The organism is Stenotrophomonas sp. TWI700 (genome assembly GCF_039673645.1).
Classification (GTDB): domain Bacteria; phylum Pseudomonadota; class Gammaproteobacteria; order Xanthomonadales; family Xanthomonadaceae; genus Stenotrophomonas; species Stenotrophomonas maltophilia_AA.
In genome coordinates this window covers 84,691-98,102 of record NZ_JBDJMB010000010.1, presented here as the reverse complement: position 1 = coordinate 98,102, position 13,412 = coordinate 84,691, and the positions used below count along the sequence as shown (strand labels likewise).

11 protein-coding genes are annotated in these 13,412 nt (G+C 67.8%); 1 reads left to right on the top strand and 10 read right to left on the bottom strand.

Annotation, left to right across the window (positions count from 1 at the left end; translation table 11 throughout):
• Window positions 1–3 precede the first annotated feature (3 nt).
• From ABE473_RS09960 to ABE473_RS09935, 6 genes are all read right to left on the bottom strand, one after another.
• The gene (locus ABE473_RS09960; protein ID WP_346489355.1) at window positions 4–1,287 is read right to left on the bottom strand and encodes a hypothetical protein; all 1,284 of its coding nucleotides are present in this window, start codon (window positions 1,285–1,287) and stop codon (window positions 4–6) included.
• 22 nt (window positions 1,288–1,309) lie between these two features.
• Window positions 1,310–1,936: a DUF2242 domain-containing protein gene (locus ABE473_RS09955; RefSeq protein WP_346489354.1), complete on the bottom strand. Its 627-nt coding sequence runs from the start codon at window positions 1,934–1,936 to the stop codon at window positions 1,310–1,312.
• A gap of 130 nt (window positions 1,937–2,066) precedes the next feature.
• Window positions 2,067–4,244 (bottom strand): carboxy terminal-processing peptidase, encoded by a 2,178-nt coding sequence (locus ABE473_RS09950; RefSeq protein ID WP_346489353.1) that lies wholly within the window; start codon window positions 4,242–4,244, stop codon window positions 2,067–2,069.
• 237 nt (window positions 4,245–4,481) lie between these two features.
• On the bottom strand, window positions 4,482–5,495 hold the full coding sequence (gene lipA, locus ABE473_RS09945; RefSeq protein ID WP_176988175.1) for a lipoyl synthase: 1,014 nt from the start codon (window positions 5,493–5,495) through the stop codon (window positions 4,482–4,484).
• Window positions 5,496–5,513: 18 nt separating this feature from the next.
• Window positions 5,514–6,221 carry a lipoyl(octanoyl) transferase LipB gene (gene lipB / locus ABE473_RS09940; RefSeq protein WP_346489352.1) on the bottom strand — a complete coding sequence of 236 codons (708 nt, stop codon included), beginning with the start codon at window positions 6,219–6,221 and terminating at the stop codon, window positions 5,514–5,516.
• Window positions 6,209–6,487, bottom strand: coding sequence for a DUF493 family protein (locus ABE473_RS09935; protein ID WP_121041243.1), 279 nt, complete (start codon window positions 6,485–6,487; stop codon window positions 6,209–6,211). The genes lipB and ABE473_RS09935 overlap by 13 nt, the downstream gene beginning before the upstream one ends.
• A 193-nt stretch (window positions 6,488–6,680) precedes the next feature.
• Between ABE473_RS09935 and ABE473_RS09930 the strand changes: the two genes are divergently transcribed.
• Window positions 6,681–7,745, top strand: a complete 1,065-nt coding sequence (locus tag ABE473_RS09930) for a lipid A deacylase LpxR family protein (RefSeq protein ID WP_179460039.1) — start codon at window positions 6,681–6,683, stop codon at window positions 7,743–7,745.
• Between the two features lie 111 nt (window positions 7,746–7,856).
• Here the strand turns inward: ABE473_RS09930 and ABE473_RS09925 are convergent, their stop codons facing one another.
• From ABE473_RS09925 to rodA, 4 genes are all read right to left on the bottom strand, one after another.
• Entirely contained in the window at window positions 7,857–9,068 is a 1,212-nt protein-coding gene (locus ABE473_RS09925) for a D-alanyl-D-alanine carboxypeptidase family protein (protein WP_346489351.1), read from the bottom strand.
• Window positions 9,069–9,174: 106 nt separating this feature from the next.
• Window positions 9,175–10,497, bottom strand: a complete 1,323-nt coding sequence (locus ABE473_RS09920) for a septal ring lytic transglycosylase RlpA family protein (protein WP_179460037.1) — start codon at window positions 10,495–10,497, stop codon at window positions 9,175–9,177.
• Complete coding sequence (gene mltB / locus ABE473_RS09915) at window positions 10,494–11,657, bottom strand: lytic murein transglycosylase B (RefSeq protein ID WP_346489350.1); 1,164 nt, start codon at window positions 11,655–11,657, stop codon at window positions 10,494–10,496. Before mltB ends, ABE473_RS09920 begins: the two co-directional genes overlap by 4 nt.
• A gap of 602 nt (window positions 11,658–12,259) precedes the next feature.
• Window positions 12,260–13,360, bottom strand: coding sequence for a rod shape-determining protein RodA (gene rodA, locus ABE473_RS09910; RefSeq protein WP_070425955.1), 1,101 nt, complete (start codon window positions 13,358–13,360; stop codon window positions 12,260–12,262).
• Between the last annotated feature and the right edge of the window lie 52 nt (window positions 13,361–13,412).

Here is a 13,412-nt window from a genome sequence, read left to right as displayed (position 1 = left end):
GACTCACCTTTGCTCAGCTTGCGAATACGGTTGTGTAACGGGAGAGACCGGCGCGGCCGCGCACTGCTGCAGCTGTGCGTCGATCCAGCGCCGGTACAACGTGGTGTGCAGATTGTGCAGCCCCAGCTCGATCGCGAACGGCGTCCGCGGATTGCGGTCGAGCAGGCGCGCGATGTGATATCCGATAGGACGTATACCGCGTGGATGCACGTAAATCAGGAACCCCTGGTAGAACGGATCGTCCAGCAACGCGTCCAGTTCCTTCAGCAGCGGCTGCTGCGCGGCCGGCACTTCACGCCGCCAGATCGGATCACGCTCGATCAGCAGGCGCTCGAAACGGCGCGGGCCCGGGCCCGGCATGCGCTGGGCCAATGACCAGATGCGCCGGTTGATCCGGTCGTAGTACGCGAAGCCGTCGTGCTCGCGCAGCGCGTGCGCCGCCGCATCACTGACATCGACCACCACGAAGTTCTCGGCCTGGTTGTTGATGTCGTCCAGGTAAGCGCGGTCGAACACGTGCTCGATGAAGCCGGGCGTCCCCACGAACGCCTGCCGCCCGCGTTGGGCGGTCTTCGCTGCCTTCCCATCGGCGAGGAACGCACCGGCATGTCGGCCGAGCAGGATGCTGTCGGTCTCGTGCAGGGTCAGGAAGGTGCCGATGGACAGCTCTTCAGCCGAGAACGCGCGATCGAACGCGGCATCGCCGTACAGCTCGCGCTGGGTCGCCAGCTGCGCGACCTGGCGGCCGACCCCGCACTCCGCGCGCACGCGGCCGTCGTAGAAGGTCTGCAGTGCCGCGCTGTTGGCCTCGGCCGGCTGATAGCCGCGGCCGAAGCTGCGGAAGCGCTCCCAGCCCTTGGCCTGGGCGCCACCGGCACCGAAGCCGATCCAGCCCAGCTGCAGCGCCGAGAAGCGGAACCCCTCGTTGTCCTGCAGCGCGGCGGTGGCACGGCGGGTGGCGGCGCCGAGCTTGAACGCGTAGGCGCAGACCGTGGCCGGATCATCGAACAAGGTGGGCAGCCAGGCCTGCCGCTGGGCCTCCGACCATTGACGCGGCAGCTGCACGCGCAGGTCGCCGGCCGCCTGCGCCTGGCGCAGGTCGGCGCGCTCGCAGACCGGTCCGCCCTGCACCATCGGTGCCTCGATATCAGCGGCGCTGATCCGCCAGCCCAGCTCCTCCAGCACGCGCTGCGCGCAGGACGCCGCACTCCACGCGCTGGCCGCGGGGATCAGTCCCAGCAGCGCGCCGAGCACGCAGCGGTGCCAGCGCCGCGATCCTGCTGCCATGGCCTGCCGCACCCCCGCCCGCTCAGCGCAGCGATGCCGGCGTATCGCTCACCACCGTGGTGGGCGGCGTCTCCACCGCTGCAGCGGGCGCCGCGGGCGGGGCGGCGGCCGGCGTCGGCTCGGGCACGGCGGCGGCCGGCAGGTACTGCTGCAGACGCTCGAAGAAGCGGCGGTAGAAGGTGGCGTCCTGCACGGTGCTGCTGGCCACTTTCACCAGCGAGTCGTCGTTGCTGCCGAACGGCAGCGAGACCGAGCCGAAGGCACCCACGCCGACGCTGGCCGAGGTCGGGCTCTTCTTCAATGCGTAGCGGTCCTGCACGGCGCTGACGAAGACCAGCGCCTGGTCGCCGCGCGGCGCACAGGAAATCCGCAGCACCAGTTGCTCGTGCTCCTCATCCTTGGGCTGGAAGTTCTTGTTGCCCTCCACCGCGTCATCGCCGGCGCGGGCGATCGCATAGCCCTGGCTGAGCAGGGTGCGTCGGGCGGCTTCGCAGGCCTGGGCCGGCGGGCCGGGGACGGTACGCGAATAGGTATCGCCGGAGTCGAAGGACTCCCGGATCAGGGTACTGTCGGCGGCGCGGCCGCCACAGGCGGTCAACGCGGCGAACACCGCCAGCAGCGGGATCGAACGTACACGACGAAAGCGCATGGCCGCTCCTGCGGAAATCCAGCCTCCAAGGATAGACCTGTGCGCGTTGGCAGGAGGTGGATACGCACAGGCCGCCCCGGAGGGCGGCCTGTGGAGTTGTCACCTGTTCAGCTGGCGGCCGCCGAAGCGGTCAGTCCGCCCAACGGCCGACGGCGGTCGACTGCGGCAGGACCTGCGCCGACAGCGGACGGTCGGCCTCCAGCAGGTTCACCGCATCGGCGAGGATCGCGGCCGACTCGCGCAGCAGCGGATCCGGGCGCTTCTCGGCAGCCTTCTCGCGGGCGGCATCCTTGACGATGTCGCGCTCGTTGCCGGTCAGGCCGTCGTCATTGCTGTCATCGGCCAGCGGATCCAGGTCCAAGCCCAGCTGCTTGCGGATGGCCTGGCGATCGGTGCGCTGCTTGTCCTGCTTCTCACGCTCGGCGCGGCGCTCGGCCTCGTTGAGCGAGATGTACTTCTTGGCCTTCTCGGCGCGGAACTGCTCGACATCCTCGTTCCACCACTGGAACTCCTTGTCGGCGGCGATGCGCGTGTCGTGGCGACTTTCCAGCTTGGGCAGCAGCGGACCGAAATTGCCGTACTGGGTGTGCGGCACGGCGGCGATGCGGGTCCACGGCAGGGCGTTGTCGTAGGTGCTTTCGCCGTACTCGCTGGCGTCCACGCTGGCCGGGAAGGCCAGATCGGGCACCACGCCCTTGTGCTGGGTGCTGCTGCCGCTGACGCGGAAGAACTGGGCGATGGTCAGCTTGACCTGGCCGAAGCGCTGGGTCTCGCCACTCGGCCAACGGTCGAGGTCGACGATGTTCTGCACGGTCCCCTTGCCGAAGGTGGTCTCACCGATCACCAGGCCACGGCCGTAATCCTGGATGGCGCCGGCGAAGATTTCCGACGCCGAGGCCGAGCCGCGGTTGATCAGCACGGCCAGCGGACCGTCCCACGCCACCACTTCACTGCGGTCGCTGTTGACGGTGACGCGGCCACCGGACTCGCGCACCTGGACCACCGGGCCCTGTTCGATGAACAGACCGGTCAGTTCGATCGCTTCATCCAGCGAACCACCGCCGTTGTTGCGCAGGTCCAGCACCACGCCGTCGAGCTTGTCGGCCTTGAAGCCGGCCAGCAGCTTGGCCACGTCGCGCGTCGCCGACGCGTAGTCCGCGGCATTGCGGCGGCGGCCTTCGAAGTCCTGGTAGAACGTCGGCAGCTTGATCACGCCGACCTTGCGCGCCGGCTCCCCCTCCTTGGCCGGGATGGTCAGGGTTTCGCCCTTGGCGGCCTGTTCGGCCAGGCGCACCTTCTGGCGGGTCAGCACCAGGGTGTGGTGCTTGCCGTCGACGCCTTCCTCGGCCGGAATGAACTCCAGGCGGACCTGGGTATCGCTCTTGCCGCGGATCTTGGCCACCACGTCATCGATGCGCCAGCCGATCACGTCCTCGAGCGGGCCGGACTTGCCCTGGCCCACGCCGACGATACGGTCGCCCGGCTTGAGCGTGCCATTGACCGCGGCCGGGCCGCCGGCGATGACCTCGCGGATCACCACCATGTCGTCCTGGCGCTGCAGCTGCGCGCCGATGCCTTCCAGCGACAGCGACATCGCCTGGTTGAAGTTCTCAGCGGTGCGCGGGGTGAAGTAATCGGTATGCGGGTCGACGGCGCTGGTGTAGGCGTTGAGGAAGAACTGGAACACGTCCTCGCCCTTGAGCTCATTGACCGACTTTTCCAGCGTCGCGTAACGCTTGTCCAGCGTCTTGCGGATCTCGGCCGGCTGCTTGCCGGCCAGCTTCAGGCGCAGCCAATCGTTCTTGACCGACTTGCGCCACAGATCGTCCAGTTCGGCGCTGCTCGCGGCCCACGGCACGTCCTTGCGGTCGTACTCGAACTTTTCGTCGGTGCTGAAATCGAAGTCCTGCTTGAGCAGCTTGCGCGCATAGCCGACGCGCTCGCCCACGCGCTGCTTGTAGACCGCGAACACCTGGAACGCCGGCTCCAGCTCACCCCCACGGATGGCGGTGGCGATGTTGGCCTCGAACGGCGCGAAGCGGGTGATGTCGGCCTGGGTGAAGAACTGCTTGCTGCTGTCGAGCGACTCCAGGTAGCGCTTGAAGACATCCTTGGAGGTCGCCGCATCGAGTGCGCGCGGCCGGTAGGCGTATCGGCTGTCCGAGAGCAGTCCGTAGACCAGCTTGGAGGTGGTCACCTGGTCGGCCGTGGCGGCCGAGGGCAGCGCGGGCGAATCGGCGTAGGCGGCCAGTGCCATCGGCGCGGTGAGCGCCAGGGCCATCAGGAATGCGGGGGCTTTGAATTTCATGGACTAGCTCGTGGCACCTTGCCAAGGGAGAGACTGCGTGCAGTACAGACACCACGACAGTGCCGAAAGTTGCCGCGTTTGTCACCGGGGCCTTCAGCCTACCGAGGCCGTTGGAGAAATTTGTGAATACCGGCGGGATCGGCAGGCAGGCACAGGCCTGCGGCCATCCGCGGTTCAGGGCCGCGGCCGGGGGAAGACAGGGGGAATGACAGAACGGGCCCCGAAGGGCCCGTTGGATCAACCGGCGACGCCGGCGTCGGCCGCCTGGCGATCGGCGTGGTAGGACGAGCGCACCATCGGACCGGAGGCGACGTGGCTGAAGCCCAGCGCGTTGCCGTACTCCTCCAGCGCCTTGTATTCCTCGGGCGTCCAGTAACGCAGCACCGGGTGGTGATGGGCGGTCGGCTGCAGGTACTGGCCGATCGTGATCATGTCCACGTCGTGCTCGCGCAGGTCGCGCAGCGTGGCCTGGACCTGCTCCAGGGTCTCGCCCAGGCCGAGCATGATGCCGGACTTGGTGGCGATCTCCGGGTGCTGGGCCTTGAACTTCTTGAGCAGGGTCAGCGACCACTGGTAATCCGCGCCCGGGCGCACGTTGCGGTACAGATCCGGCACGGTCTCGATGTTGTGGTTGAACACATCCGGCGGATTGGTCGCCAGGATCTCCAGCGCGCGCTCCATGCGGCCCTTGCCACGGAAGTCCGGGGTCAGCACTTCGATCTTGGTGTTGGGCGACTTGGCACGGATGGCGCCGATGCAGTCGGCGAAGTGCTGGGCACCGCCGTCGCGCAGGTCGTCGCGGTCCACGCTGGTCACCACGACGTACTTCAGGCCCATGTCGGCCACGGTCTGGGACAGGCTGGCGGGTTCATTGGCGTCCGGCGGCTTGGGCCGGCCGTGGGCGACGTCGCAGAACGAGCAGCGGCGGGTGCAGACCTCGCCGAGGATCATGAAGGTCGCGGTGCCGTGGCTGAAGCACTCGTGGATGTTGGGGCAGCTGGCTTCCTCGCAGACCGTGACCAGGCGGTTCTCGCGCAGCTTGGCCTTGAGGTTCTGCACGGCGTTGCCCGACGGAATCCGCACGCGGATCCACGACGGCTTGCGCAGCACCGGCGCGTCGGCGAACTGCACCGGCGAGCGGCCGATCTTGTCACCGCCGATCTGTTTGACGCCCGTCTGCAACGGGGCGGCGGACGGCGTGTCGCCCTGCACAACCTGCAGGGGAATGAGGCGAGCGGTGGTTTCAGTCATGGCCTTGGTCGGCGGCGTTCACGCCGCGTCAGTCAAATCGGGTAATTCAGCGGCCGGCTCGAGGGCCAGGCCGAACTGGCGGGCCAGATGGCCCAGCAGCACCGGCGTGACGGCCGCCATGCCGGACGGTCCCCCCAAGTCTACCACCGAGGTCACCTGCAGCCCTTGATAGCCACAGGGGTTGATCCGGCGGAACGGTTCCAGGTCCATGGACACATTGAAGGCCAGGCCGTGGAAGGTGCAGCCGCGGCGCACGCGGATGCCGAGGGCGGCGACCTTGGCCCCGCCCACGTAGACGCCGGGGGCGCCCTCGAGGCGCTCGGCGCCGATGTTCCATTCGTCCAGGGTGTCGATGATGGCCTGCTCGATCCGGCAGACGTAGTCGCGCACCCCGATCCCCAGTCGCCGCAGCTGCAGCAGCGGGTAGATCACCAGCTGGCCGGGGCCGTGGTAGGTCACCTGGCCGCCACGGTCGACATGCAGAACGGGAATATCGCCGGGGGCGAGCACGTGCTCGTCCTTGCCGGCCTGGCCCAGGGTGAACACCGGGTCGTGCTCGACCACCCACAGCTCGTCGCGGGTGGCATCGGTGCGGGCATCGGTGAAACGCTGCATGGCGTGCCAGACCGGGGCATAGGGCTGGCGGCCGAGGTCACGCACCAGGGCCGGCTGCGGCGCCCGGTCGCCCGGGGCCGCGGCGGTGGCGCAGCTGGCTACAGCGTCCACTTCACTTCCGGGTGGTCGCGCAGCGCGTTGTGGGCGGCATCGTACTGTTCGCGGTTGTCGGCCTTGAACACCAGTCGCACGGACACGTACTTGCCGTTGGACGAGTGTTTCCAGCTGACCCGTTCGGTCAGTACTTCCAGGCCGGCGAGCTCGAGCAGGCGCGGCAGTTCGCGTTCCAGGTCGTTGCCGGCCGCGCCCATGGCGCTGAGTTCGAACTGGCCGGGGAACTGGAAGCCGTGGTCGGGGTTGTCAGACTTGATCTCCATGTCCGGGATTATGGGGATGCCCGCGCCCGAACCCAAGCATTGCTTGATCGTGCGCACAGCGGTACCGAACGGCACGTGAAAACGCCTGTATCGCCACTGATACGCAGCAGTGCGTGCGCAGTGCTGTTCACAGGATCACGCTCTGACTACGCTGTACCAGCTTAAGAAAGAATAAATCCCTGTCTGGTATCCCATGTCCTTGAAGCCCTTCGCGCTGCCGGCCGCACTTGCCGGTGTCCTCGCCCTGGCGGCGCCTGCCGCCCAGGCCGCCTCCCAATGCGGGCCCGATGCGATGCGCGAGCATCCGCCGCAGGTCAACTTCCGCGTCGACAACGATCTGTTCGGCGGCAAGGACCAGGATCAGGGCTATACCAACGGTGCCCAGATCACCTTCGTGTCGCCGAACCTGGTCGACTACACCGACGATCCGTGCCTGCCGCGCCTGGCGCGCTGGGTCAACAGCCACCTGGAGCGGCTGCACCCGGGCGAGTTCGAACAGCAGAACATGATCTTCAGCCTGGCCCAGGGGATTTTCACCCCGACCGATTTCACCCGGAAGGACCTGATCGAAGATGACCGCCCGTATGCGGGCGTGCTGATCGGCAGCTTCGGGTACAACGCGCGCCGCGGCGACCGGCTGCAGACAACGCAGCTGGCGTTGGGCGTGGTCGGGCCCTGGGCCCAAGGCGAAGAAGTGCAGAACGCGGTGCACGAGCTGCTGGGCGATGAGAAGTTCCAGGGCTGGGACAACCAGCTGCACAACGAGCCGGTGTTCATGCTGACCCACGAGCGGATGCGCCGGTGGCCGGCCGATGCCACGGAGAACCTGGGCGGCTGGGGCTGGGATGCGATCAGCCATTACGGCGGCGCGGTGGGCAACCTGGCCACGCACCTCAATGCCGGTGGCGAAGTGCGCTTCGGCTGGAAGCTGCCGGACGATTTCGGCAGTACCCCCCTGCGCCCGGCCGGTGAGAACACAGCGCCGACGCGCGGTGGCAAGCCGAGCGGGTGGTCGTGGCATCTGTTCGCGACGACCGATGCGGCGTGGGTTATCCGCGATATCACGCTGGATGGCAACACGTTCCGCACCAGCCACAGTGTCGACAAGCGCCATGTGGTCGGCCAGGCCGGGTACGGGCTGGCGGTGATGCGCGGGCGCTGGAAGTTCGCGCTGGCGCGCTACCACAGCACGCGCGAGTTCGATGGGCAGCGCGAGGCGCCGGTGTTCGGCAGCTTCACGATCAGCCGGTCGCTGTAACGCCGCCAGTACGAGACGCCGGCCAGCGGCCGGCACTACCGGGCAGCCAAAAAGGGACGCGCAAAAAAAGACCGGCTTTCGCCGGTCTTTTTCTACTGCGGTCGGGCCGGATTACTCCGATTCCCACCACATCCAGAAGCTGTCCCACAGGCGCTTGAAGAAGCCGGCTTCTTCGACGGCGGCCACGGCGACCAGCGGCGCCTGGGCGACGACCTGGTTGTCCAGCATCACCTTCAGCGTGCCGACCTGCTGGCCAGCGGTGAACGGGGCTTCGAGGGTCTTGGGAACGTCGATGCTCGGCTTGAGATCGTTGTAGCGGCCGCGCGGGACGCTGACCAGCATCGGCTGGGCGACGCCGAGCTGCAGCGTGGCGGTCTTGCCCTTCCACACCTTGTGCTCGGCCACGACCTTGCCCGGCTCGTACATGCGGTGGGTTTCGAAGAAGCGGAAGCCCCAGTTGAGCAGGGCCAGGCTGTCATCGGCGCGCTGCTTTTCCGAACCGCCCCCGAGGATCACCGCGACCAGGCGCTGGTCGCCGCGCTGGGCCGAGCTCATCAGGCAGTAGCCGGCTTCGGAGGTATGGCCGGTCTTGATGCCGTCCACGCTCTGGTCGCGCCACAGCAGCAGGTTGCGGTTCGGCTGGGTGATGTTGCCGACGGTGAATTCCTTCACCTTGTTGTAGGCGTAGGTTTCCGGGTAGTCACGCACCATCGCGCGGCCCAGCAGGGCCAGGTCGTAGGCGGTGGTGTGGTGGCCCGGGGCGCTGAGGCCGTGCGCGTTGACGAAGTGCGAGTCCTTCATGCCGATCTTGGCGGCGTAGCTGTTCATCAGCGAGGCGAAGGCTTCTTCGCTGCCGGCGACGTGCTCGGCCAGGGCGATCGCGGCATCGTTGCCGGACTGGATCGCCATGCCCTTTTCCATGTCTTCCAGGCGTGCGGTCTGGTTGACCGGGAAGCCGCTGTAGCTGCCGTCGGTGCCGGCACCGCCCTCGCGCCAGGCGCGCTCGCTCATCATCACCTGGTCGTCGGTACGGACCTTGCCGTTCTTGACCTCGGCGGCGACGACGTACGAGGTCATCACCTTGGTGATGCTGGCCGGGGCCAGCTGTTCGTGCACGTTTTCACCGGCCAGGACCTGCCCGGTGGCGAAATCCATCAGGATCCAGGCCTTGGAGATGCTGGGCGCGGGTGCTGGCGGGGTGGCCACGGTGGCCGGAGCGGCGGGAGCAGGCGCCGGTGCCGGGGTCGGCAGGGGGGTCTGGGCGGAGACCATGCCCACGAACAGGGTCGTGGCCATGGCAGCGGCGGCAAAGCGGAATTTCATCGGACAGCAAGCTCCTGGAGGGCGCCAAGGGGGGGATGAGGGATAACGGCCATTGTAGGGCCAAGGAGCGGCGGCACGCGCTGGCGTGCCGCGGGCAGTGGAAGGCTCAGTCCTTCACGATCTGCGGCGCCCCGAAGCCCAGACCGGCAATCCGGCCGGCAAGTTCCGAGGCACTGGCATGGTCGGGGGCCGGCACGCGCAGGCGCCACAGGGTGCGCCCGCCACTGACGATGTCGCTGATGCTGGCCCCGGCGATGCCGGCCGAGGACAGCTGGCCGAGCGCGCGGGTGGCATTGTCGCGGCTGGCGAAACTGGCGACCTGCAGCAGCACGCTGCCGAGCACCTGCTGGGACAGGCTGGCGCTGGGGGCCGGTGCCGGGCGCGCGGCGGGGGCGGCGGCGGGCAGTGCGGCGACCGCCACCGGGGCGCTGTTCACGCTGGCGGCCTGGGTGGTGGCCGGCTTGCCGGTGGCCACGCGTACTCCGTTGTCGCGCATCCAGTGATCGAAGTTGTCGGCGTTGCCCGGCTTGGCCGAGTCGGCCACGCGGTAGCGGTACTGCTCGCCGGCCGGTTTGGCCGCGGTGGCCGTGGCCGTGGCGGCCGGCAGCTTGCCGACCAGGGCATCCATGTCGCTGGCGCGGCGTGCCGCGGTGGCGCTGGCCGTCGTCGCGGCAGCCGCAGCGGCGGCGACCTCGCGGCGTTCGCGGCGGCTGGGCTTGTCGACCATGAGGTTGTCGTCGCCCGGGGCCAGTGCGCGGACTTCCACGTTGCCGGTGCCGCGCTGGGTGATGCCCAGGCGCACGGCGGCCGCGTAACTGAGATCGACCACGCGGCCGTCATGGAACGGGCCACGATCATTGACCCGCACGATCACCGATTCGCCGTTGTCCAGGTTGGTGACCCGGGCGAAGCTCGGCAGTGGCAGCGTCTTGTGCGCGGCGGTGAAGGCGTACATGTCGTACACCTCGCGGTTGGAGGTCAGCCGGCCATGGAACTTGGCGCCGTAATACGAGGCCGTGCCCTTCTCGGCATAGCCGCGGGTCTTGTCCATCACCTGGTACTGCTTGCCCAGCACCACGTAGGGCGATTTGTTGCCGACCGGCGAACGCGGCAGATCCACCACCTCCGGCTCGGGGATGCAGGCCACGTTCGGGATGTAGGTGGGGGTGCTGTCATTCACGCCCGGCTTGTACAGCCCGCCGGCGCGATAGTCGCCGCGCGTGCTCGGGTCTTCAGAGGCGGCTTTGTACGGCGAGCCATCAGGACAATGCGCCGGACGCCCGCCTTTGCCCTGCACCACCGCGCCGGACGGCTTGCTGCTGCCGGAAGCGGTGCCGCCCCCGGGTTTCTTCGGCGCACTGCTGCAGGCGGCCAGTGCCAGTATCAACAGACCCGGGATCAGCCATCTGGAGCGTGCGATCGTGTTCATGCCGGCGGCAACTCCTGTCCGGCGATGGCCTGGGACAACTGGTACACGGCCATCGCATACATTTTCGAGAGGTTGTAGCGGGTAATGGCGTAGTAGTTCTGGAAGCCCAGCCAGTACTGCTTGCCGGTGCTGCCTTCCAGCGTGATCGGGGTGGCGGTCAGGCCGGCCGCGACCGGAACGCTGGGCTGGTAACCGCGCTGGGCCAGCTCGGAGAGGCTCCAGGTCGGCGCCCACTCGGTCGGATTGAACGGTTCGCGACCCGCCTGCAGCGTGGCCGGCACGGCGACCGGGCCACCGCGGACCCAACCGCCCTTCTTGACGAAGTAGTTGGCGATCGAGGAGAAGACGTCGTCATAGCTGTTGAACAGATCGCGACGGCCATCGCCGTTGCCGTCCACCGCGTAATCGAGATAGCTGGAGGGCATGAACTGACCCATGCCCATCGCGCCGGCGTAGCTGCCCTTGATCGCGGTGATGTCGAGCTTCTCATCGCGGGTCAGCGCGAACAGGCGCGCCAGTTCGTCGCGGAAGAACAGTTCGCGGCGCACTTCGCGTTCGAGCTTGGCCGGATCGCCACTGCGCGGGTATTTGAAGGCCAGCGTGTACAGCGCATCCAGTACGCGGTAGCTGCCGGTGTTGCCGCCGTAACTGGTTTCCACGCCGATGATCGCCACGATCACCTCGGCCGGGACACCGGTGCGCTGCTGCACGCGCATCAGCTCATCGCGGTGCTGGGCGAGGAACTTCCTGCCGCCCTCGATCCGCGCCTGGCTGATGAACATCGGCCGGTATTCGTTCCACGGTTTGACCCGCTCGGCCGGGCGCGACATCGCCGCGATGATCGGATCACGGATCTGCGCCTGGGCCAGGGTCGCCTCGATGTGCGCGGCGGGAATGCCGTAGCGGGCCGCGGTATCGCGCACGAAGTTGGCGCGGGCCACCTCGAACGGGACCGGAGTCAGATCGACCGGGGCCGCGTTGGCGCCCGCTGCCTCGGGGGCGGCTTCGGCCGGCCCTTTGTTCCCCGCGGCGGGTTTGTTCCCCGCAGCGGGAGTGACGGGAACCCCCGAGGCCTGCGGCGACGGTGAAGGAGTCTGCGGCTGGGTCGCACAAGCGACCAAACCGAGCGTGAGCATGCAGGCCAGGGAGCGTCGGATCATCGCGGCAGGTTAGCAGGTCATGGATGAATTAAAACCCCTAAGACCATGAATCTCAACGGATTGCCCGAGTTTCAGCGATGCTGTTAAGGCCACGTGTAAGGAGGCGCAGGGTCACTTCCCCATTCATGTTCATATCCCGACCCGCGACTGTGTGGCGGGCAGCAGGAATCTGCGTGGAGCGTCCGGCCGGTCGGCCTGAGCCAATCGGCGATCTGGCAGCCGGCGACGCACGTCTCACTTTATGTGCCGGCAACAACGCGCGAAGAGGTCCGCCGGCTGCGTCCCCATCCCCGCAGACGCAACCGGCCAAACCGGACCTGATCGGCAGCGGCGTGGCGCGCATCTCCCCAGCGCGCGCCTCGCCCTCTCTACCTGTGAGGTCAACTACTCCCCGCCAGACTCCCCATCCGCGATGCTTGGCTCAGCGCGTCGTTGTTGGCGGGCCGCCATTGTGCAGGCCGTTTGCGACAAGTCCATTGATCGAGATCAAGTCACTTCATATCTGTGCGCCACTTCTCACTTTTTCTGCGACAGCTTGACCATGTCTGCACGTGGAAGCGTTTCCGCCTGAGCGCATGCGCAATGTGTGGCGGATTCGCGCCTCATGTCGCATGCACCGGCTGATGCTGCCGCGCGGCCATCACCAGCCCGAAGCTGGCCAGTAGCGATACCGCCGAGGTGCCGCCATAACTGATCAGCGGCATCGGCACCCCCACCACCGGCAGCAGCCCGGAGATCATGCCGCCGTTGACCAGCACGTAGACGAAGAACACCAGGCCGGTGGTGCCGACCAGCAGGCGCGAGTATCCACAGCGCGACTGGCTGGCGATCCACAGGCAGCGCGCGGTGACGAACAGGAACAGGCTGAGCACCACCGCCACCCCGACCCAGCCGAACTCCTCGGCCAGCACCGAGAAGGCGAAGTCGGTGGTGTACTCGGGCAGGAAATCCAGCGTGGCCTGGGTGCCCTGCCCCCAGCCTTTGCCGTGCATGCCGCCCGAGCCGATCGCGATCTTGGACTGGATGATGTTCCAGCCGGTGCCCAGCGGATCGTTCTCCGGATACAGGAAGGTCAGCACGCGATCCTTCTGGTACTGCCGCAGCAATCCGAACCACGCCAGCGGCGCCGCCACCGACAGGCCACCCAGCGCCACCGCCATCCACCACCAGCGCAGCCCGGCCAGCAGCAGCGCGAACACGCCACTGGCGGTCACCAGCGTCGCCGTGCCCAGGTTGGGCTGCAGCAGGATCAACACCGCAGGGCCGCCGATCAGCACGGCGGCGGTCAGCACCGCGCGCGGCCGCGGCGGCAAGGGCTGTTTGTGCAGGTACCAGGCCATCATCATCGGCAGGCTGAGCTTGAGCAGCTCGGAAGGCTGCAGATAGAACACGCCCAGGTTCAACCAGCGCTGGCCGTACTTGCCGGTGCCGACCACATACACCGCCAGCAGCGGCAGCAGGGAGAGCGTGTAGATCCACGGCGACCACGCGCGCAGTTCCACCACCGGCAGACGCGACAGCCCCCACAGCGCCGCAAGCCCGGCCCCGTAGCGCATCGCCTGCGCATGCACCGGACCGTCCACGCTGTGCAGCACGGCCAGGCCGGCGACCATCAGCAGGCACAACGCGCCCAGCAGCGGCAGGTCCAGCGTGCGGAAAAAGAAATGGAACACGGCGCGTGCGCGCTGCAGTAGTTCGACCATGCGGACGACTCCTGTGGATGACGCGACGCACAGCAGGAGGCGACACGGCGAG

What these genes read in the sequence shown, in the direction of transcription:
- ABE473_RS09920 (WP_179460037.1), bottom strand. Translation starts at nt 10,497, where the DNA reads ATGAACACGATCGCACGCTCCAGATGGCTGATCCCGGGTCTGTTGATA.
- ABE473_RS09955 (WP_346489354.1), bottom strand. Translation starts at nt 1,936, where the DNA reads ATGCGCTTTCGTCGTGTACGTTCGATCCCGCTGCTGGCGGTGTTCGCC.
- ABE473_RS09960 (WP_346489355.1), bottom strand. Translation starts at nt 1,287, where the DNA reads ATGGCAGCAGGATCGCGGCGCTGGCACCGCTGCGTGCTCGGCGCGCTG.
- ABE473_RS09950 (WP_346489353.1), bottom strand. Translation starts at nt 4,244, where the DNA reads ATGAAATTCAAAGCCCCCGCATTCCTGATGGCCCTGGCGCTCACCGCG.
- lipA (WP_176988175.1), bottom strand. Translation starts at nt 5,495, where the DNA reads ATGACTGAAACCACCGCTCGCCTCATTCCCCTGCAGGTTGTGCAGGGC.
- ABE473_RS09925 (WP_346489351.1), bottom strand. Translation starts at nt 9,068, where the DNA reads ATGAAATTCCGCTTTGCCGCCGCTGCCATGGCCACGACCCTGTTCGTG.
- ABE473_RS09930 (WP_179460039.1), top strand. Translation starts at nt 6,681, where the DNA reads ATGTCCTTGAAGCCCTTCGCGCTGCCGGCCGCACTTGCCGGTGTCCTC.
- rodA (WP_070425955.1), bottom strand. Translation starts at nt 13,360, where the DNA reads ATGGTCGAACTACTGCAGCGCGCACGCGCCGTGTTCCATTTCTTTTTC.
- ABE473_RS09935 (WP_121041243.1), bottom strand. Translation starts at nt 6,487, where the DNA reads ATGGAGATCAAGTCTGACAACCCCGACCACGGCTTCCAGTTCCCCGGC.
- mltB (WP_346489350.1), bottom strand. Translation starts at nt 11,657, where the DNA reads ATGATCCGACGCTCCCTGGCCTGCATGCTCACGCTCGGTTTGGTCGCT.